Below are 20,194 nucleotides of genomic sequence, written 5' to 3'. Positions count from 1 at the left end.
GGGGGCTTGGCATTGCCATCCATGGCAATGACACTCCTGGCGGGCCGCTCCGGCACCTTCGTCCCAACTTTTGGTGGTCTTTCCAACTGCAGAGCTTTAGTTCGAGCGCTTAAAGCACCTTCAGCGCCGCATCGTAATCCGGCTCGTTCTTGATCTCATCTACCAGCTGGCTATGGATTACCTTGTTGTTTTCATCCAGTACAACCACCGCCCGGGCGCAGAGGCCGGCTAACGGGCCGTCCTGGATGGCGACGCCGTAGTCCTGCTGGAAGCTGTAGTTCCGGAAGGTGGAGAGGGTTTCGACGTTTTTCAGGCCTTCGGCACCGCAGAAGCGGGCGGCCGCGAAGGGCAGATCGGCGGAGACGACGAGTACCACGGTGTTGTCCAGGCTGCCGGCTTTTTCGTTGAATTTCCGGGTAGACGCAGCGCAGACGCCGGTGTCGATACTGGGGATGATGTTCAGGATCTTGCGCTTGCCGGCCCAGTTGTCGAGTTTGACTTCTTCCAGGCCGCTGTTGGTCAGGGTAAAAGGAGGCGCGTTGTCGCCTGTTTCGGGAAATTTGCCGCTCAGTTCAATGGGATTGCCGTCCAGGTTAACGCTGCTCATAGTCTTTGCTCCTCGGTGTCTGGTTTAGAGTGTTAAGTACTCTGTGTAGACCACTTTGGATGATTTTGCCTTAATTGCCGGTCGCGCCTTGTGGCTCGAAACCTTTTGCAGGATAACGCTGAACCAGCACCAGATAACAGCCCATGGCGATGGCGGCGCAGGCTGCAATGATCAGGGCCATGACCAGAGAGGTGCCGTCGTGCAGATGGCCGACCAGCATGCCAGCGATGGCGGCGACGGCCATCTGGGTGAAGCCGAACAGGGCAGAAGCGGAGCCCGCCATGCTCGGGAAGTTGGCCAGGGCGCCGGCCATGGTCTGGGGCAGCACCATCCCGGTTCCGATCATGAACAGGGCCTGGGGCAGGATCACCGCCCAGACGTTGAACACTTCACTCAGTGCCAACACGGCCATCAGACTGCCGCCAGCCACGGCAATGATTAGTCCCCGCATCAGGATCTGGTCCGGCAACAGGCGACGGCCGAGACGGACGGCAGTCAGGTTTCCTACGATGTACCCGGCCACCATGCACGCAAAGTAAAGACCGAACTGCTCGGTTGGCACGCCCAGGAAATCGATCAGGACGAACGAAGAACCAGACAGGAAGGCGAACAGACCGGAAAAAATCAGCGCATTGGTCAGGGTGTAGCCCACGAAGCTGATGTCCTTCGCGATAGTCCGATAGTTCCGCAGCAGACTGCAGAGCTTCAAAGATTGCCGATGCTCCGGGCGCATGGGCTCGGGAATGCCGAAGGCCACTACCAACGCCATGACCAGAGCATAGCCACCCAACGCCAGGAACACAGAAGCCCAGCCAAGGCTGGCGGTTAGTAGACCACCAATGGTCGGCGCCACGGCCGGCGCCAGGGCCATGATGCTGGCCAGAATCGCCAGGATCTTCGCGGCTTCGCGGGGCGTGTAAATATCTCGAATCGCCGCCCTACCCAGAACCGGCCCGGCAGAACCACCAAGCGCTTGCAGAAAACGGCACAGGATCAGGGTTTCAATATTGGTCGCCAGGGCACAGCCAATACTGGCAATGGCGAACAGCACAAAACCGCCAATCATGATCGGCTTGCGACCAAAACGGTCGGCCAACGGACCGCAAATCAGCTGAGCAATGGCAAACCCCACCAAATAAAGACTCAGCGTCAGCTGAACCTGATCGGTACCGGTGCCGAAGTCTGAACCGATTTGTGGCAGCGCCGGCAGATACATATCCGTCGCCAGCGGCCCAAGGGCCACAGCGGCGGCGAGAAGTATCGTTGTCCAGACACTGGTTAAAGTCAGCATGGTTTTCCTGATGTGTTATCTCAAAAAGTCCAACAGGCCGGGTCGAGTAGGGCTCTCCAAAACTGTCTGTCGCCATGGATGGCGACAGTCAAGCGTCACATGGACGTGCCGCAAGGAGCGTGTTTTGGAGAGCCCTACCCGACCCGGCCGACACGGGAGTAAACGCAGTCTAGGGCAGAAGGAGATGGAAGATAACGGCAAGAAGGCTCATACAACCTATGAGCAAAACTAATTGATTAACTTTTCAGACCGTTTAGCGTAGCGGCCACGGCATTCACCTGATTGCGCAGCCACTTGTGGGCAGGGTCATTCTGATTGCGGCGATGCCACAGCATAAGCAAGGTGAACGGCTTGAAATCAAAGGGCAGGGGAACCCAGGCGAAGTCGCGAAGTAAGTGTTTGCTCATGCCTTCAGGCGCCGTCGCCAGCATGTCGGTACCCCGCAGAAACTCAGGCAGACCCGAAAAATTGGACACCGTCACCACATTGCGACGAACCAGTCCACGCGCCTCAATCGCGGTTTCCACCGTGGGTTTCTCGCCGGTAGCGAATAACAGGGCGATGTGGTCTGCCTTCAGGTATTCCGGCAGATCCACTGGCGGTTTCCGGTATTCAGGGTCATAGAACACCACCATCCGGTCGGCCATCAGACCCCGCTGCATAATGTCCGTCGCCTCCGGCGCGTGGGGCGAAATCACCAGATCGCATACATCCTTCCGCAACAGGTCAGCCCGGGGAATGCCAGAAGGAATAACCTGCAGACTGATACCCGGGGCCTCTTGCCGCAACGTACGCACGAGACCGGGCAGCAGAAGATCTCGCTGGTAGTCATTGGCAGCAATTGTGAACGTGAACTCGGCCGTGGCAGGACTGAACGGAGGGCCAGAAGACAGCGACTGCAGGTCGTCCAGAATCTGGCGAACATGTGGGCCTGCCTGGAGCGCGTAGCGGGTTGGCACAATGCCCCGCCCCGACTTCACGAACAGCGGATCGCCCAATGCCTGGCGGAGGCGTTCCAGGGTGTGGCTCACCGCGGACTGGGTAACGCCTAGCCGAATCGCAGCGCGGGACACGCTGCCTTCATCAAGCACTGCCAGAAACGTGCTCAGGGCCCGGAAATCCAGGTTGAATGTATCAATGGGGTTCATGAATGGCAGTGTAACCCGATGCCCGAGGTGGCGCTACGGCCTCTCGGCTGAAGCGTGTGAATGAATAAATGCCCCAATCGCCTCTGCCAGATCATCGAACCAGGGGTTGTGGGTCAACCGGCTGGTGTATACCGGGCGTTCCGTGTCGTGCCAGGCACTGAACCAGAGGTCTTGCTCCGGCAGCCGGCGGCAACCCTCGAGGGAAATATTGTTCGGTTCCAGGCAGCGTTGCAGCGGCGCCCCCAGACCATAGAGCTCATTGTCAGGCGAGATCAGCAGGGATTGATGAGAGAATTCCAGAATATTGGCATCAGGCAGGTAGCTGTTCATAAACCGGATGCGTTCATCAGCCTGTGCGTCGGGCCACGGGGTGCGGCTATCCCGAAAAATCATCATGGCGTTCCCGGGCTGGCGGAACCGTTCCCGGAACTGAGTGACCAGATACTCGAGATTGATTACCGAGTCGGCCTCTGTCGCAGCCAGGAACAATGGCATATCAATGGTCTCCTGCTGGACGATGCGGCCCTGGGCCGAGGAGATAACATCGCCGATCTGACTGCCGGCGTTAAAGGAAAACGACTCGTACTTTACCGGGTTCAGCTCCGGCTCTTTCTCCACAAAGTCACCAAACACGTCGGCGATTGGCGCCAGCCAGAGGTAGTCCCGAAGACCGTTGAGCTGCCAGGCGGGTGCGACCGCAACCAGGCCCGCAGGTCTGGGCCCGGTTTCCGAAAGGGCATAATCGGTGGCCAGGGCCCCGCCCAGTGAAAAGCCGCCAATGAATGCCCGGTCCACATCCTGCGACAAGGCGAGGAAGTGATTGCGTACCTGATCGCGCCAGACGTCGGCGCTGGCCGTCACCATATCCCCGGGACGGGTACCGTGTCCCTGCAGCAACAGGGTTCGGACTTCCACGCACTGATCCGCCAGGTAACGGGCCAGATCCCTGAACACAAAAGGCGAATCGCTCAGGCCGTGCACCAGCAACAGCCCGGTGCGATTTCCGGAGTTGCATTCGGCTGCCGGCGACAGCCTGTATGGCAGGTTCCATAATACCTGCTGTTCCCGTTCAAACCCTTCCACCGGCACCAGATTGCTATCGACGTAGGTTTTGACCGACGCCACATAGCGATCGAAATCAGCAACCGGTTCTGCCCCTAATGTTGATGGCCCTGGTGTGTAGAGTTGCGTGCTGGTGGCGCAGGCGACGGTGGTGCCCAGCACCAGTAAAACGAGCAGATTCCTGAGGATAGTCATAGCATGCGAGTCAGATTCGTTCCTTTCGTTTGATCCGTCGTCATTGGAGACAGTGTTGAGTGATCGTTCAAATCCCGATAATGTGACTTCAGTATACGACCCCGAACCCCCTTCCGGATGAGGAGCCCCACCGATGAGCATGACTCTCGCTTTCGACGTTTACGGAACCCTGGTCGACCCCATGGGCATGTCCCGCCTCCTGGCGGAGGACGCCGGCGACAGGGCAGAAGCCGTAGCCGCACTGTGGCGGGAGAAACAGCTGGAGTTCTCATTCCGAAAGGGCCTGATGAAAGTCTACGAAGACTTCGGTGTCTGCACCCGCCAAGCCCTGCGCTACGCCATGGCCACCCACAAACTGACCCTGTCCGAAGAACGCGAAAACGCCCTGATGGCGGCCTACCTGTCCCTGCCTGCGTTCGACGATGCCTTGCCGGCACTGAAAACACTGAAAGGGCAGTATCCGCTGTTCGCGTTTTCCAACGGAAGCTATCCCGCGCTGGAAAAGGTATTAGGCCATAACGATCTGTTGGACCAGTTTGAAGGCCTGGTGTCAGTAGATGACATCAAAACCTTCAAACCCGATCCGGCTGTCTACACCTATGCCCGTAGGGCCACGGGCTGTTGGGAAAAACCTTTGTGTCTCGTTTCGAGCAATGCCTGGGATGTCATCGGTGCCCGAGCTGCGGGATTACTCGCCATCTGGGTAAAGAGGGATCCGGAAAAGGTTTTTGAAGATTGGGGTATTCAACCGTCCGCTGTGATCAAGAGCCTTTCTGAATTACCTTCAGCACTGACGACACTCTGAAGCTAGAGGAGGCGCGTGTTGGGGGCAGCATTCCAAAACTGTCTGTCGCCAAGGATGGCGACAGTCAAGCGTCACATGGACGTGCCGAAAGGAGCGTGTTTTGGAATGCTGCCCCCAATACGTGCCGGCAAGCTCCAAGCTCAAAAACTCAGTCCGACCGCAAAGCCAACCACTCCGCCAACTCCAGCCAACTCTGACGAGGCGCCTTGCTCCCCGCAAGAATGCCCATATGCCCACCCGGAACGACCCTGAACGTCTTGTCCGTAGAGCTCACATGATCCATCACCCGCTTGGCCGCACCCGGCGTCACGAGCGTATCGTCGCCACCTGCGATAGCCAGTAAGTTGGCACTTACATTTTCCAGCCTGGCGATATCCTCCCCAATCTGGATCTCACCTTTCGACAGCTGATTGTCGATCCACACCCGCACCACCGTGTCCTGAATGATCCCGCCGGGATAGGCCACCATGCGGTCCAGAAACGCCGACGTGGTCGCGTGACTGGTGACAAACTCACGGTCACCCAGGCGGATAATCAGCTCCCAGTAGCTCATTACGCTGGCAATCGGATTGGTCAGTTTGAACCCGATGGTGTTGGCCCAGCCCGGGGTATGAAACCAGTGCGGTTTCACATCGTGAAGACGGAACCCGGTGCGCTTGCGGACAAAGCCGGCCACGTCCGCCATACGCTGGTTCAAAAGCCCGAGAATCCCCGACGCGTGACTGTCAATCGGCGAGCCCAGCACAATGGCGTTGCGCACGTGCTGATCGTTGCTGAGCGCCGAATAGAACAACGTAAACATGCCACCCATGCTCCAGCCATGCAGCGACAGCTCCTGCTCACCGCTGTGCTCCCGAACCCGGTTAAGGTACGCCGGTAACAGCTCCGCCACATAGGTATGCAGGTTGTAGTGACTGTGCTCCCGCGTTGGCATGCCCCAGTCAATCAGATAGACCTCGAACCCTTTGGCGCGAAGAAATCGCACCAGGCTGCGTTGAGGGAACAGATCGTAAATCAGCATGTTTACCGCCAGTGGCGGCACGATCACAATCGGGGTCTTGTGGGCTGTCCTCTCCACCGCAATGGTCTCACCGTCCAGCTCGATGAAATCCTCGGCCAGCGGCGGATAGTAGCGCAGGCTGACAAGTCCATCGGTATGGAGCGTCTCAAACGGCGTCTGTCCGGCCTGGACCAGACTGGCGGCTCGGAAGATACGGTCGAAGGCATTGCCGGCATAGAGGGCCGTTTGCCGGGTAACGCCTGCCGCGCGGTCAGCAGCTGATTTGAAGAGATTGGGCATGGGGGTGTCCATGGGGAATTTGAAGCACACTTTACTGATTTCTGAAGACCTGGTCTTGCAGGTTGCAAACCGGGATTATCCATGGTGAGGCGGAAATCACCATGGCAGAAGTGTCCAAAGCGAAGGGCAAACCGGTCACTTCAGGCCACTGCCCAAGGGGCCCCGGGGTTGCTATCATTAGCCCCCATTTGCAAAGAATAACCAGAAAACAGGATCGCCATGCTCAGCTTTCTACCCGCCCCCGTGATTGGTGTCATCAATTCCATCCTGCTGGGAATCAACACCCTGTTCTGGTGCATCCTGCTTTACATCCCGGCCATCCTGAAACTGATTATTCCCATCACCGGCTTCCGGGTGTTGTGCACCAAGGTGATTATCTGGATTGCCGAGGCCTGGGTGGCCTGCAACACCGGCTGGATGAAGCTGACCCATGGCACGAACTGGGACGTGAAAGGGGCCGAAAACCTGAAGCGGGAAAGCTGGTACCTGGTATTGGCTAATCACCAGAGCTGGGTGGATATCTTTGCCATGCAGCGGGTGTTCAACCACCGGGCGCCGTTTCTCAAATTTTTCCTCAAGCAGCAGCTAATCTGGGTACCGGTCATCGGTCTTGCCTGGTGGGGCCTCGATTTCCCCTTCATGAAGCGCTACACCCGGGAATATCTGATCAAGCACCCGGAGAAGCGGGGCGAGGACCTTCGTTCAACCCGCCGGGCCTGTGAGAAGTTCCGCTATACCCCGGTGAGCGTCATGAACTTTGTGGAAGGCACACGGTTCACCCAGGCCAAACACGACAAGCAAAAGTCGCCCTACAAGCACCTGCTGACACCCAAGGCCGGCGGCGCCGCTTTCGTACTCGACGCCATGGGGGACTCTATCCAGACGCTGGTGGATGTGACCATCGCCTATCCGGGTGGCGCACCCACCTTCTGGGAGTTTATCTGTGGCCGGGTGAAGGAAGTGAAACTGGAAATCCACACCGTTGATATCCCGGACCACCTGAAAGGCCGGGATTACTCAACGGATGCGGAGCACCGCCGAAACGTGAAGACCTGGATTGGAGAAAAGTGGCAGGCGAAGGATGAACGGCTGGAGGACATGCTGGCCCGGTAAGTGCCGGGCATCAGCTGTCGGAATCGTCCTCTACTTCATCCGGATGCTCCCGCTTGTAGCGTTCCCACTCTTCCCAGTCATGAGGCGTTCCCGCATGGGGCCGGCGGAGGTGTTTGGCGTGCTCCATGGCGTTGTGGCGGAGGCTGTGGTCCCGTTCTTCCTCCTCCTTGTCGAAACCGTACTTTCTGAGAAATTCGTCAGGGCTGATGGGCATGGCGCACCTCCATCAAAGGAACATGTCCTGAATGATACGATGCGCCCGCCAGCGTGGTTTTTTAACCGTCTTTGGAACTGGATCCGGTGGCTATCTCCTGCGCTTCCACCAGCTTGAAATTGATCTGCCTGCGTTCTTCGTCTACCCCGGCAAAGCAAACCGTCACCGGCTGCTCCAGCTGGAAGATGCGCCCGTTCTTGTTATGGATCAGGCGCAGGGTGACAGGGTCAAAGCTGTATTTGCCATCCAGGTCCTTGCAGCTGACAAACCCCTCCAGCCCGTTGGTGTCCAACCGCACAAAGAAGCCGGCGGGTACCGTGCGGCTGATCACCCCGGTCATGGGTTCTTCGCTCAGTGTCTTGGCAAAGTCGCTCTTGAGCCAGGCCTCCAGGCTGTTTGCCGCCTGGCGGGCGCGGATCTGGGCGGCTTGCAGGGCTTCAAGCTGATCCTCGGTCAAGGGTTTCATGGGAGTATCCCACAGCGCCGAGTTGATCAGCCGGTGCACGTAAAAGTCCGAGAACTTTCGCAGCGGCGAGGTAAACGTGGTGTAGGCATCCAGGCCCATTCCCTGGTGCGGAGCCGGCTTGAAGCTCAGCTCGGCCCGGGCGAGCTGGCGGGACAGTATGGCCTTGACCGGCACCTCGGCCTCCAGGGCGTCGGTTTCTTTCATCAGTTTGCGGAAGCCCTCGGCCTGATGGGCATCAACGCCGGCCAGATGTGGGGCGTGGCTGTCGAGCAGCGCCCGGATGTTCTCGGCGCGATCATCCCGAAGCCCGGGGTGCTGGATAAACAAGCCCGCTGTCTGGTTGGCAAGAAAATCCGCGGCGCAGCGGTTGGCAGCAACCATACACTCTTCCACCAGGCGGTGGGCTTCGTTCTGAATAGACGGCTCGATCAGCCGGATACGCTTGTTTTCATCCAGGCGGAGCCGGAATTCCGGCCGGTCGCCGCTCAGCAACGCATGCTCGCTGCGCCATTTCCTGAGCGCTGTCGCTGCCTGGTGCAATTGATCCAGGCTGTTGGCAACGGCGTCCGGGAGCGCCTTGATCTCATCGTCTTCCCGGCCTTCAATCAGGTTGGAGACCAACTCGTAGCTGAGCTTGCCCTTGGACCGGATAACCGCCTGGTGAAAGCTGTAATCGCCCAGGCTGCCATCGTTGTTGACCTGCAGATCACACACCAGAGCCAGGCGTTTCATATCCGGCATCAATGAGCACAGTCGGGTGCTGATGCTGTCCGGCAGCATGGGCAGGGGCTCGCCCGGGAAGTAAATGGCGGTGGCGCGATTGAACGCTTCCTGCTCCGCCGGGCTGTCGGTCTCGATCACGGCGGTCGGGTCGGCAATGGCAATCGACAGGGTCCAGCCGGTGGCGTTGGGTTCGGCCAGCAGGGCGTCGTCCATGTCTTGGGTGCCCGGGCTATCGATGGTCACATAGGGTCGGTCCGTGCGATCTTCCCGCCCGGCTTCCCGGGATTCAATGTCGCTGTCACTGAGGCTGTCGGCCTGCGCGCGCACCGCATCGGGCCAGGTGTCTGCCAGATCAAACGTCGCCAGGGTGAAGGAACGTTCGATACCGGGTTCCCCGGCCTTGCCGATCACCCGCAGGACCCTGGCCTGGCCTTTGCCGTCCTTGATCGGATGCCGGTGAATCTGGCAGTAAATGTAATCGTCCTGCTGGGCGTTCATCCGTTCCTTGGGGGGAATGAAGATCCAGCGGTTGATACCCGGCGTCTCGGGTACCACGAAATGCCCTTTCCCCTTGATCAGATAGCGCCCGACAAACGTGTTCAGGCGGGTTTCCAGTAATTCGTCCACCACGCCCTGGGTTTTGCCTTTTTCAACTTCCTGCTCGGTGACATTCACCCGGTCCCCGGGCAGCACTTTCTGCATTTCCTCAGGTGGCAGAAAGACGTCCCGGCCCTCGTCGAGCGCAACGAATCCGAAGCGGCCATTGGTGGCTTTGACCGTCCCGGGAAACACCACCTTATTGTCCTTGATATCCGATTTCAGCTGGCGCAACTGGCTGAGGGCGTCGGCATTGAGCATGAAGTAACCTGGCTGGTAGAAAAATGAATGATGGGGCGGAGTATAACGGTTATGGCGGTATGAGTCAGACCTGTTACGCCGGGTTAATCTCCGGGTCTTCCGAGACGGTGATGCAGACCCGATTGCGTCCCTCATGCTTGGCCTGATAGAGGGCCCGATCCGCGTGACGAAGAATGGTGTCACTGTTATCGCCGGGCAGGGCGAAGTAACCACCAACACTCACAGTGACGGCAGTCCCGGTTTTGCGGCTTTCCTGTTCCACGGATTCGCGGATACGACGGGCGATATGGCCCAGGGTCTCCGGGTCGCAGGGTGAGAGCAGAACCACAAATTCGTCGCCGCCCCAGCGTCCGGGATGATCGTAGGGGCGAACGCCGGCTTTCAGCCACAGGGCAACCCGGCACAGGATCTGATCACCGGCCTGGTGGCCAAGGTTGTCGTTGATGCTCTTGAAATGGTCAATGTCGAGCCAGATCACGCCAAAGCTGGACTCCTGGCGGCGGGCCCGCTGGATTTCCTCATCCAGCACCTCGTCCAGGCCGCGACGGTTTTTCAGACCGGTGAGGGGATCAATCCGGGCCAGTCGATTCAACTCATCGGTTCGCTGCGCAACTTTTTCCTCAAGCTCCCGGGTGGAGTGGCCCAGGCTCTGGGTCATTTTCTCGAAGTGATCGGCCAGCCAGCCGATCTCATTATCCGGCTTATCCAACCGTGGCAGATCAAAGCTGCCTTCCCGGACTTTTTCCACGGCGTGCTCCAGACTCATGATGGGCTTGAGAATCCGGGTCTGGATAATCAGGTGGAACAGTACCAGGGTGATCAGCAAGGTGCCCAGGAACACGGCTACCAGCGGCCACAGATAGCTGGTTGGCAGGAGGGTGTTGAGGTCGAGCAGGGTGATCTCAAACCAGCCAATGGCCGGGAGGAAGGCAACGCCGGCCAGATGCTTTCGGCCATCCACGGTCACAAAGCCGCTCTCCACTTGGCCCGCCTGGTCGCCCCGCTTCTTGAGCAACTGCAGCATGCCGAGAATCTGCTGCTTGTCCTGGGGATCATCGAACAGCAGATCGACGGTGTTCTTCTGGCCTTCGGGTTTGATGATACTGGCGAAGTCGATGTAGTTCCGGTCGCGGTACAGCTGGATGGCGCCGTTGTAATCCACGAACAGGGTCGTGATGCCATCCTGACCGATGTCGACAATATCCTGCAGGAAAGCGTCCAGGCTAAGGCCTGTGCCGACCATGCCGACGATCTGGCCAGCCTCATCGCGCATCAGCACATCGATCCAGAGTTTGGTGACACCCAGCTCCGTATCCGGGTTTACGTTGAGGTGAAAGTCGCGACCTTCCTCAATGAGTTGGAAGAACCAGGCGTCATCGGGTTTTTCTTCATCGAGAACATACCGGAACTGGTTGCCAGCGTATTCGTTCTCTTCGTTGTTGTAGTAATAGTGACCATTCTGGACGAGGGCAACGAAGTAGTTGTTGTCCCTGAAATTGGAGCGAAAACTTTCCATCTGGCGGATGGCTTCCGCTTGGAGCGCGGCGTCATCCGGATTGGCGGCCCAGTTGATCAGGGCGGACGAGCTTGCCATTTGTTTGGCCAAGCCGATTTCCCGCTCCAGGGATTGCAGCAGGCGGGCGGTGTCGTAGCGCACCTGTATTTCCGCGACCTGTTGGCCCCAGCGTTCGATGATGCTCTCGGACAGCTCCCGATAGGCCAGCCACGAAGCCGCAGAAGCCACGATGATGAGAGTGGCAGCCAGACCAAGGATGCGGGTTTTAAGGCTCAACGAGTATCCCTCTCGGATTTTCCGGGTTTCTGGGCGCCAATGATAGAACACTGGTTAACCAGAGTGTAGGAAAAACAGACAGGGATAGGTGTAAACCGGAAGGAAAAAGCGGTAGTAAGGGCCGGTAAATGCCGGCCCTTGTCTGGTGATTCCCGTTAATTGTGCTGGGAAAAGATTCGGGTCTGTCCCGCCTCGTTGAACAGGATGACCTTGTAATGATCCTTCCGGTCGCCCATCTCCATGCCGGGTGACCCTATGGGCATCCCGGGTACGCTCAGGCCGGTGGCCCGGGGAGCTTCGCTGATCAGGCGTTTGATGTCATCGGCCGGTACATGGCCTTCAATGACGTAATCGCCGACAAACGCGGTATGGCAACTGCCAAGACCGGCAAGCAGACCTGCGTCGGCTTTGATCCTGCCCATATCGTTGGTGTTGGTCGCCTCCACCTCGAAGCCATTGTCTTCCAGGTGATCAATCCAGTCTTCACAGCAGCCGCACGTGGGGGATTTGTAGACGTGGATACTCTGGGCAGCGCCGGCCGCCACCGTGGTGGTGCTGAATCCCAGTGCAGCCATCAGGCCAAGAGCCAGGGTTTGTTTTTTCATGGCAAGTACCTCAGTGGTGATGTTGATGTTAACTTGAGCCTGTGTCGTCAGAACCGGAAAGCCAGAACCACCAGACGATGGCTGCCATCAGGGCAAGACCTCCGACGTTGACCAGTAGTGTTTCCATCAGTTCCGCTCCTGTTGCTGTTTTGGATCACTGTCGCTGTCGCTCCGTTCCGGGCGGTGACTGGTCCGGAACAATCTCAGGCGGTTGGCGTTCGAGACTACGGTGACCGAAGACAGGGACATGGCAGCGCCGGCCAGTATCGGGCTCATCAGTATTCCCCAAACAGGGTAGAGCAGGCCGGCGGCAACCGGAATACCCATTGTGTTGTATACGAATGCGCCGAACAGATTCTGGTGAATGTTCTTCACAGTGGCGCGGGAAATCTCGATGGCATCGGGAACGCCGTGGAGCGAACCTCGCATCAGAGTGATACCGGCGCTCTCAATGGCGACATCCGTGCCGGTGCCGATGGCAAAGCCGACGTCTGCCGCCGCCAGGGCCGGCGCATCATTGATGCCGTCGCCGACCATAGCGACTGTGTGGCCCTTGCCGCGCATTTCACTGACCACCTCGGCCTTGTCTTCAGGCAGAACTTCCGCGCGATAGTCATCGATGCCGGCCTTTTTCGCGATGGCTTTGGCGGTGGCGTCGACATCGCCGGTCACCATCATCACCCTGATGCCGGCGTCGTGAAGACGCTGGATGGCCGCCTTGGAGTCCGGTTTGATGGCATCGGCCACTCCAATGACGCCCAGAGCCTCATTGCCCAATGCCAGGAACAGGGGCGTGCCGGCTTCTTCGGTAATCGAGCGGGCAGCACCTGCAAGGTCGGCAAGTTCCACACCCTCGCTTTCCAGCCACCGCCGGTTGCCCAGGCGCAGTGGCTTGCTTTCGAATTCGCCTTGTACGCCCTTGCCGTTCAGGGCTTTAAAATCGGTTACCTTCTCGGGATCAGCCTGCTTCTCTTTGGCCTTCGCCAGGATGGCTTCGGCCAGAGGGTGTTCTGAGTGCTGTTCCAGCCCGGCCGCCAGGGTCAGCAGGCGCTTCTCGTCACCGTCGCTGGCGTGAAGCCGCGTAACCGCCGGATGGCCCTCGGTAATGGTGCCGGTCTTATCCAGAATGACCAGATCCAGCTTGCCCGCGGTTTGCAGGGCATCACCCTGGCGGATCAGCGCGCCGTATTCAGCGGCCTTGCCAACGCCGACCATCACCGACATGGGTGTCGCCAGGCCCAGAGCGCAGGGGCAGGCAATGATCAGCACCGTGGTGGCGGCCACCATCATATGAACCACCGCAGGTTCTGGTCCGACGTTGTACCAGACCAGCGCCGCCACGACAGCAATCAGCATGACCGTCGGCACGAATACCGAGGAAATCTTGTCCGCAAGACGTCCGATAGCGGGCTTTGAACCCTGGGCTTTTTTCACCAGCTTGATGATCTGGGCCAGCGCGGTTTCACTGCCCACCCGAGTGGCCTCATAGACGATGGAACCGTGTGTGTTCAGCGTGCCGGCGGACACTTCATCGCCTTCCGACTTGCTGACCGGCATCGGCTCGCCAGTGAGCATGCTCTCGTCAATGCGGGTCGAGCCTTCGGCGATCAGGCCATCCACCGGCAGTTTTTCCCCGGGCCGGACCCGGATACGATCGCCCTTGCGGACCTCCTCGACCGGAATGTCCCGCTCTTCCCCGTTGCGAATCACCCGGGCGGTTTTCGCCCGCAGATCCAGCAACCGGCGCACCGCCTCCGAGGTTTTGCCTTTGGCCCGAAGCTCCAGCGCCTGCCCCAGATTGATCAGGCCGATGATCATGGCCGAGGCCTCGAAGTACACATGACGGGCCATCTCCGGCAACGCACCCGGAACACTGGCCACCACGATGGAATAGAGCCAGGCGGTTCCGGTACCCAGGGCAATCAGGGTATCCATATTGGCGTTGTGGTGCCGGAACGCCTTCCACGCGCCGGTATAGAAATGCCCGCCGGTGGCGGCCATCACGATCAATGTCAGCACACCCAGACCGAGCCAGGTACCCTGATTGGCGTCGGTCACCATCATGGTGCCGAAGCCCATACCCCAGACCATTAGCCCAAGCCCCAGGCCCAGACTGACCGCCATCTTCACCAGCAGTGACCTGTATTGCTTGCGGTCTTCCTCCTGCTTCCGGTCGTCGGCTTCGTCCTCGTCTTCGATGACGCTGGCGCCATAGCCGGCACTTTCCACTGCTTTCACCAGTGCCTCAGGGTCGGCATCACCTGTGGCCGTGGCGGTATTGTCTGCCAGGTTCATATGGGCATGGTGAATACCCGAGACGGACATCAGGGCTTTTTCAATCGTGTTGACGCAGGAGGCACAAGTGGCACCGGTCACCGACAGATGAACCTGCCCGTCGGCCGCTGTTGCCGATTCAGGGCTCGACTGAACCGATTCTTCGGTCACTGCATGGTCTTCGGAATCGTCGCCGGCAAGGTTCTCGCTCTTGTTCCCGGAAGCACAGCAACTGGCTGGCTGGGCATCTTCCTCGAAAGGCTCGGCAGGATAGCCGGTCTCGGTAACAATACGCGCCGCCTCAGCGGCATCCACTCCCTCCGGCAAGGCCACCGTCTGGTTTTCCAGGTCCACTTCAACCAGCTCGGTATCGCCGGTCAACGGCTCGAGCGCATTGCGAATCTTCTTGGCGCAGCCCTGGCAGGAAGCCCCGGAAATGCTCAGCGTGGTTTGCAAAACAGGTGTGTCAGTCATCCAGAATCACTCCTCGTTCTGTTCGCTTGCCCCGCAACAGGGCGCCGGATCATCCCAGTGTTCGATCAACCGGCAAATGGTATGGCCATCGGGCGTGCCATCCGGCATGTCCTGCCAGGCAGCCAGCGCGGCGGTCATCCGCTTGCGCAACTGCTGCAGCTCCCGAATCTCCCGCTCAACTTCCGCCAACCGGTGCTGGAATACATCACGAACCATCGGGCATGGCGAATGATGATCGTCCGCCTGATCCAGAATCTGTCGAATCTCCGGCAAGGAAAATCCCAGCTGCCGTGCTTTCCGGGCAAATCGAAGCCGCCGGAGATCCTCGGCATCAAACTGCTGGTAGTTATTCTCAGGGTTACGGGTCGGTTTCAGCAGGTTCTCGCGGGTGTAGAACCGAACCGTATCCGGGTTAACGCCGGCGGCTTCTGCAATCTCTTTTACTTTCATCGTCTTGTTCTCAACGTGCCAAAAATAGTGGCTTCAGGAACCAAAGACTGAAGTCAGCGGAGTGTTGAGGTGGGTACGGCTTCCGAAAATGCTCTGAACCAGGGAAGGTTCAGAGCAAGCGTACAGGGACGTATTCACAGCGGTTTTCGGAAGCCGTATCCACCTCAGCACGGCAAACTCCAAACCAGTAAGATTAGACTAAAACCTGTGAGCAACTCACAGGTCAAAGGTTTTCTTCGGAGAAAAATGGAGGAAGGGTTATTAATCCCGGGAGCGCAAAAACGTCCCGCAGGTCTTGCACTGATCCGGCGCCATCAACTTCGCCTGCCAGCCAATTTTCTGGCCGCAGGCCGGACAGGCCAGCTTCAGCTGCAGAACAATGATCGGCGTGATCAGGGCAGCGATCAGAACGCCCAGAGGGCCCCAGCTTTCACCACTGGACAACCCCAATTGACTGCTGAACACCAGAATGATGGTCAGCGCCACAAACGCAAAAATGAAATAGTTCCGGTTCCAGCGTTCCCACTGGCGGATCTTCTCGTCCTGTTCCGGAGTCAGGTATTGGGCAGCCATAGAATTTCACCAGAATGATTTACCCGTATCTTGGGGACGGGCCGCAGCAATTACAATCCGGAATCGGCCGTAATATCTGCCACCAGAACGCCCGAGGCCAGCGCCTTTTCAAGGTCTGAAACCGGAATCGGTCGGCTGATCAGGTAACCCTGGGCAAAGTTACAACGGTAGCTCTTGAGGAAATTCAGCTGCTCCTCGGTTTCAACCCCCTCGGCCACCACCTCAATACCCAGGTTATGAGCCAGGTTGATGACTGCCCTGGTGATCACTGCGTCGTCATGGCGCTCCGTGACTTCCGTGATAAACGACCGGTCGATTTTCAGTAGATCGACCGGGAAATCCCTCAGGTAACCAAGGGACGAATAGCCCACACCGAAGTCATCGATAGCCAGGTGCACTCCCAACTGGTGCAGACGGGACAGCTGATTCAGGTTGTGCTCGATATTCTGGATGAAAATCTCCTCGGTAAGCTCAACCTCCAGACGATCGGCCGGCACATTCTCCGCCGCCAGGGCTTCCCGAATGTGGTCGACCAGATCTTCGTCGTCCAGCTCCCGGCCGGAAAGATTGACCGCAATGCGCAAGTTCTCCTGCGGCGTGCCTCTCCACGCTGCCAGCTGCCGACAGGCCGCGAGGACCACCCAGCGGCCAATATCGGTGATTCGGCCACTCTCCTCGGCCAGCGGGATGAATTCCACCGGCGGCAGAAGCCCGCGGCGGGGATGGCGCCAGCGGATGAGCGCCTCGACGCTCTGGATTTCACCGGTGTTCAGGTTCAGCTGGGGCTGATAGAAGAGCACGAATTCGTTGTTGGCCAGGGCCTGGCTGAGATCTTTGTCCAGCTCCAGACGCATGACTTCCCGTTCCTGCATGCCTTCGGTATAGAACTGGTAGGTATTCCGGCCCTGCTCCTTGGCGCGATACAGGGCAATGTCGGCATTGCGCAACAGCGTATCCGCGTCCAGACCGCTCTGGGGATACACCGCCACGCCCATGGTGCCGGTAATGCTGTGGGACTGGCCTTGGACCTCGTAGGGCTGGTCAAAGCACTGTTTGATCTGGCCCAGCAGGTGAATGATGTCGTCAATGTCGTCTACCTGCTGCTGACAGAACATGAACTCATCGCCCCCGGAGTAGGCCACCAGCAGGCGTTCGTTGCTGAGACGGTTCAGGCGCTCGGACACTTTGATGAGCAGTTCATCCCCGAACTGGTGGCCGAGGGAGTCGTTGAGCGTCTGGAACCGGTCCAGATCCAGCATCACCAGGGCAACCTGGCGCATCTGGCGGTCGGCAATGTTCAGGGTGTGGGACAGGTCCTCCATAAAGAACCGACGGTTGGCCAGCCCGGTGAGAGTATCGGTGGATTCCAGCCTCGCCAGATCCTTCTGAATGGCCGTGCGCTGCTCGATTTCCTGGTCCAGCTCCCGGCGGGTCTTCAACAGGGCCCGGTTGCGTTTCAGGATGAGTTGCACCAGCAGTGTGGTCAGGCTGGTCAGCAGGCCCATTAACAGAAACGTGGTAAAGGTCAGCGCTGGCCAGTGGCTGTACTGGCTTTCCACCCATTCGGTGGACGGGCGCAGGGTCAGGGTCCAGTCCAGTGTTGGCAGATCAACCGCCTGTTCTCGAGAGAAATCGCCACTGACCGGCTGCGACGCATTCAGCTCATAGCTCACTTGTCCGGCTTCGAGGATTTCGATCCGGAAAGACTCCAGCACCCGTTCGGTGAGAAGCTGGCGGGCCAGCACTTCCATTCGGAATACCCCCGCCATGAAGCCGTTGTTCTCGGGGCCGGCACCCACCGGCGCATAGATGACCATGCCCTTGCCGCCCTGGCGCAAATTGATCACACCGGAAAGATCCCAGGTGCCGGACTGCTTTGCCCGCTCCAGTGCCTGGCGTCGCTCCTCGTTGAAGGCGACGTTGTAGCCAATGACCTCTTCGTTGTCGGTGACTGGCTCCAGCCAGCGAATGATGAAATCGGAGTCAATCCACTCGATGGCCTGGTAGACGCCGAAATCGTCGAGGTAGTTGCGGGCATCCCGTCGCCATTCCTGTTCGGTTTTGGAAGGGTCTGTCTCCAGGCGTTTGGCCATGCGCCGGATTGCTTCGGCGTGTATAAGGAATTCCCGTTCAAGGTGATTGGCCATGGCCCTGGCTTCGTTGGCAAGGTTTGCCTCAACCTGATTCCTGTCCTGTTGTACCAGGCCATAGCGCAGGCCGGCTGCGAGGCCGAGGAAAACCAGGAAAATCACCACCGGAAACGCCGGGCTCAATAGGCCCGAAACCACAGCTTTAGGGGGTGATGCAGGTTGATCCACAGGTTACTCCGTGAGTTTGAACGGTAATGCCAAACAATTGGCAACGCCTACGCAATTATGAGGCATATGTATCGGCTACCGCCATCAGTTGCTTGATCCGGCCCCGAAGTGACACTCCAAAGGCACCGTCCGGCAGTGGCCGGGCAATATCCGGTGTCGCCCTACCAGGCCCCGAATCGGAGGCTCCCAGATCCATGACACGGGGCGTCACTGGACGTTTGTCACCGTCGAGCAAAATTTCCACCCTGGGTTTCAGCTTTCTTCCCGGGTGCGTCGCCACCACAATCGCGACTTCGCCCGTTGACAGTTCTACCAGACTGCCCGGCGGGTATACACCAATCATGCGTATAAATGCTTCGACCATGGTGATGTCGAACTGCTGGCCCCGGTTCCTGAAAAGGATGCGGATGGCCTCGGAAGCCGGCAGTCCGTCCCGGTAGCATCGGTCGCTGGTGATGGCATCGTAGGCGTCAACGATGGAAACCAGGCGAGCAAACCGGCTGATCTGCCATTCGGCCAGCTGTTCCGGATAGCCACGGCCATCCATGCGTTCATGGTGGTGTCGGGAAACATCACTGATGATCGGATCCAGATGCGGGTCGCCACTCAGCAGTTCATAACCGAGGGTTGTGTGCTGGCGCATGATGCCGTGTTCTTCCGGCGTCAACGCCCCGGGCTTGTTGAGAATCTCGTCCGGTACCTTGAGTTTGCCCAGATCGTGCAGCAGGCCACACATACCAACGGTTTCCAGATCCTCGTCAGGCATCCCCAGAAAGCGGGCAAAGGCGACACAGAAAATAGCCACCCTGAGGCAATGTTCGGCGGTGTAGGCGTCCCGAGATTTGATGCGGCTCATCCAGAACATGGCGCTGGCATTGGCCTTCACGCTGTCCACGCATTCGCGGATGATGGGGCGGGCGCTCTGCAGATTAAGGTCGTTGCCGGCCTCGATCTGTCGGGTGACCTCCTCGACAAAGGCCTGGGTCCTGCTCCAGGCTGCCTGAGCCCTGGGTAGTTCCTGCGGTAAGGAGCGGGTTTCCGGGAGCGGTTCGTTGGTGCGTCGCTTGAGTACGGAAATCTGATCGAGCACGGGATTCAGGCGCGTTTCCTCATCCTCCACCAGCACCCACTCACAGTACTGGCGCAGAATCTGCGCCTGGTTGTCATCTGTGAGGGTAAACCCCTGAAACAGGACCGGTACCTGGGTCCAGGGCCTGTCCAGGCTGACAATGCGCATTCCGGGCTGAAGAAGGTCTACAGGCAGTCTCACCCGCTGAAGGGTCGAGACAGGGGCGTCAGAATGGGTAGCGAGCGCCAATGGCGCCGATACCTGGGGCCGGTGCTGTTTGCTGGATTTACGTCGGAACCACATGGCTCTACCAGTCTTCTGTTTATGTCCGGTGATTATGTCAGACCTGACAGACCGGTTACAGAAGAGTGCCGGAAGTGTGACGTAGTTCCTGATTCAGATCAGGTTTCAGGGCTGTTCGGCAACCCTGCGAATACCCAGACGGGGGATTTCCTGCTTCGGGCAGCGATCCATTACAACCTTCAGCCCCGCAGCCTCTGCCCGGGCTGCACCCTCGTCATTGATCACACCAATCTGCAGCCACACCACCGGGATGTTGAGTTCGATGGCCTGGTCGATGACGGCGTCGGTGCGTTCCGGTGCCAGGAAAAGATCAACCATGTCTACAGGTTCGGGCAGACCGTGAAGGTCGGCGTACACGGTTTCACCGAGTAGCGTCTTGCCTGCCAGACGGGGATTCACCGGGAGGATCCGGTAACCCTGGTTCTGAAGGAACTCCATAACTTCGTGAGAGGGGCGGCTGGTCTTCTCACTGGCGCCAACCAGGGCAATGGTTTTGACCGTCGTCAGGATGTCGCGAATCTGGTCCGGGGTGTTGCTGGGCATGTTGCTGGCAG

At 58.7% G+C, this 20,194-nt stretch carries 17 protein-coding genes; 2 read left to right on the top strand and 15 right to left on the bottom strand.

From position 1 onward, the window contains the following. Nucleotides 1-109: 109 nt before the first annotated feature. The 4 genes from tpx to SIC15_RS19460 all read right to left on the bottom strand — a co-directional run bounded on the left by tpx (nt 110) and on the right by SIC15_RS19460 (nt 4,303). Nucleotides 110-607 (bottom strand): thiol peroxidase, encoded by a 498-nt coding sequence (gene tpx, locus SIC15_RS19475; protein ID WP_136630924.1) that lies wholly within the window; start codon nt 605-607, stop codon nt 110-112. 70 nt (nt 608-677) lie between these two features. After that, on the bottom strand, nt 678-1,898 hold the full coding sequence (locus SIC15_RS19470) for a Bcr/CflA family multidrug efflux MFS transporter (protein ID WP_209399463.1): 1,221 nt from the start codon (nt 1,896-1,898) through the stop codon (nt 678-680). Between the two features lie 236 nt (nt 1,899-2,134). Beyond that, entirely contained in the window at nt 2,135-3,046 is a 912-nt protein-coding gene (locus SIC15_RS19465) for a LysR family transcriptional regulator (protein ID WP_069182311.1), read from the bottom strand. A 33-nt stretch (nt 3,047-3,079) separates the two neighbouring features. Next, complete coding sequence (locus tag SIC15_RS19460; RefSeq protein WP_412536737.1) at nt 3,080-4,303, bottom strand: alpha/beta hydrolase; 1,224 nt, start codon at nt 4,301-4,303, stop codon at nt 3,080-3,082. 133 nt (nt 4,304-4,436) lie between these two features. Between SIC15_RS19460 and SIC15_RS19455 the strand changes: the two genes are divergently transcribed. Next, nucleotides 4,437-5,108 carry a haloacid dehalogenase type II gene (locus SIC15_RS19455; protein ID WP_412536736.1) on the top strand — a complete coding sequence of 224 codons (672 nt, stop codon included), beginning with the start codon at nt 4,437-4,439 and terminating at the stop codon, nt 5,106-5,108. Between the two features lie 148 nt (nt 5,109-5,256). Here the strand turns inward: SIC15_RS19455 and SIC15_RS19450 are convergent, their stop codons facing one another. Beyond that, nucleotides 5,257-6,408 (bottom strand): alpha/beta fold hydrolase, encoded by a 1,152-nt coding sequence (locus SIC15_RS19450; protein ID WP_412536735.1) that lies wholly within the window; start codon nt 6,406-6,408, stop codon nt 5,257-5,259. A gap of 219 nt (nt 6,409-6,627) precedes the next feature. Between SIC15_RS19450 and SIC15_RS19445 the strand changes: the two genes are divergently transcribed. Beyond that, on the top strand, nt 6,628-7,521 hold the full coding sequence (locus SIC15_RS19445; protein ID WP_412536734.1) for an acyltransferase: 894 nt from the start codon (nt 6,628-6,630) through the stop codon (nt 7,519-7,521). 10 nt (nt 7,522-7,531) lie between these two features. Here the strand turns inward: SIC15_RS19445 and SIC15_RS19440 are convergent, their stop codons facing one another. The 10 genes from SIC15_RS19440 to SIC15_RS19395 form a co-directional block, all read right to left on the bottom strand. Then, nucleotides 7,532-7,735 (bottom strand): hypothetical protein, encoded by a 204-nt coding sequence (locus tag SIC15_RS19440; protein ID WP_349342204.1) that lies wholly within the window; start codon nt 7,733-7,735, stop codon nt 7,532-7,534. A 61-nt stretch (nt 7,736-7,796) separates the two neighbouring features. Next, nucleotides 7,797-9,782 (bottom strand): ribonuclease R family protein, encoded by a 1,986-nt coding sequence (locus SIC15_RS19435; protein WP_412536733.1) that lies wholly within the window; start codon nt 9,780-9,782, stop codon nt 7,797-7,799. Between the two features lie 73 nt (nt 9,783-9,855). Next, the gene (locus tag SIC15_RS19430) at nt 9,856-11,574 is read right to left on the bottom strand and encodes a diguanylate cyclase (protein ID WP_412536732.1); all 1,719 of its coding nucleotides are present in this window, start codon (nt 11,572-11,574) and stop codon (nt 9,856-9,858) included. A gap of 155 nt (nt 11,575-11,729) precedes the next feature. Continuing rightward, nucleotides 11,730-12,179 carry a DUF411 domain-containing protein gene (locus SIC15_RS19425; RefSeq protein WP_412536731.1) on the bottom strand — a complete coding sequence of 150 codons (450 nt, stop codon included), beginning with the start codon at nt 12,177-12,179 and terminating at the stop codon, nt 11,730-11,732. A gap of 126 nt (nt 12,180-12,305) precedes the next feature. Continuing rightward, on the bottom strand, nt 12,306-14,927 hold the full coding sequence (locus SIC15_RS19420; RefSeq protein WP_412536730.1) for a heavy metal translocating P-type ATPase: 2,622 nt from the start codon (nt 14,925-14,927) through the stop codon (nt 12,306-12,308). Between the two features lie 6 nt (nt 14,928-14,933). Then, nucleotides 14,934-15,377, bottom strand: a complete 444-nt coding sequence (locus SIC15_RS19415; RefSeq protein ID WP_069182296.1) for a MerR family transcriptional regulator — start codon at nt 15,375-15,377, stop codon at nt 14,934-14,936. Nucleotides 15,378-15,638: 261 nt separating this feature from the next. Beyond that, nucleotides 15,639-15,950 carry a hypothetical protein gene (locus SIC15_RS19410; RefSeq protein ID WP_069182295.1) on the bottom strand — a complete coding sequence of 104 codons (312 nt, stop codon included), beginning with the start codon at nt 15,948-15,950 and terminating at the stop codon, nt 15,639-15,641. Nucleotides 15,951-16,000: 50 nt separating this feature from the next. After that, the gene (locus tag SIC15_RS19405) at nt 16,001-18,268 is read right to left on the bottom strand and encodes a putative bifunctional diguanylate cyclase/phosphodiesterase (protein WP_412536729.1); all 2,268 of its coding nucleotides are present in this window, start codon (nt 18,266-18,268) and stop codon (nt 16,001-16,003) included. A 55-nt stretch (nt 18,269-18,323) separates the two neighbouring features. Continuing rightward, nucleotides 18,324-19,640 (bottom strand): HD-GYP domain-containing protein, encoded by a 1,317-nt coding sequence (locus tag SIC15_RS19400; protein ID WP_412536728.1) that lies wholly within the window; start codon nt 19,638-19,640, stop codon nt 18,324-18,326. A gap of 105 nt (nt 19,641-19,745) precedes the next feature. Next, the gene (locus tag SIC15_RS19395) at nt 19,746-20,183 is read right to left on the bottom strand and encodes a CoA-binding protein (RefSeq protein ID WP_069182293.1); all 438 of its coding nucleotides are present in this window, start codon (nt 20,181-20,183) and stop codon (nt 19,746-19,748) included. Nucleotides 20,184-20,194 lie beyond the last annotated feature (11 nt).

The organism is Marinobacter sp. MIT932201, assembly GCF_047123295.1.
Lineage (GTDB): Bacteria > Pseudomonadota > Gammaproteobacteria > Pseudomonadales > Oleiphilaceae > Marinobacter > Marinobacter salsuginis.
This window is presented reverse-complemented; position numbering and strand designations above follow the sequence as displayed.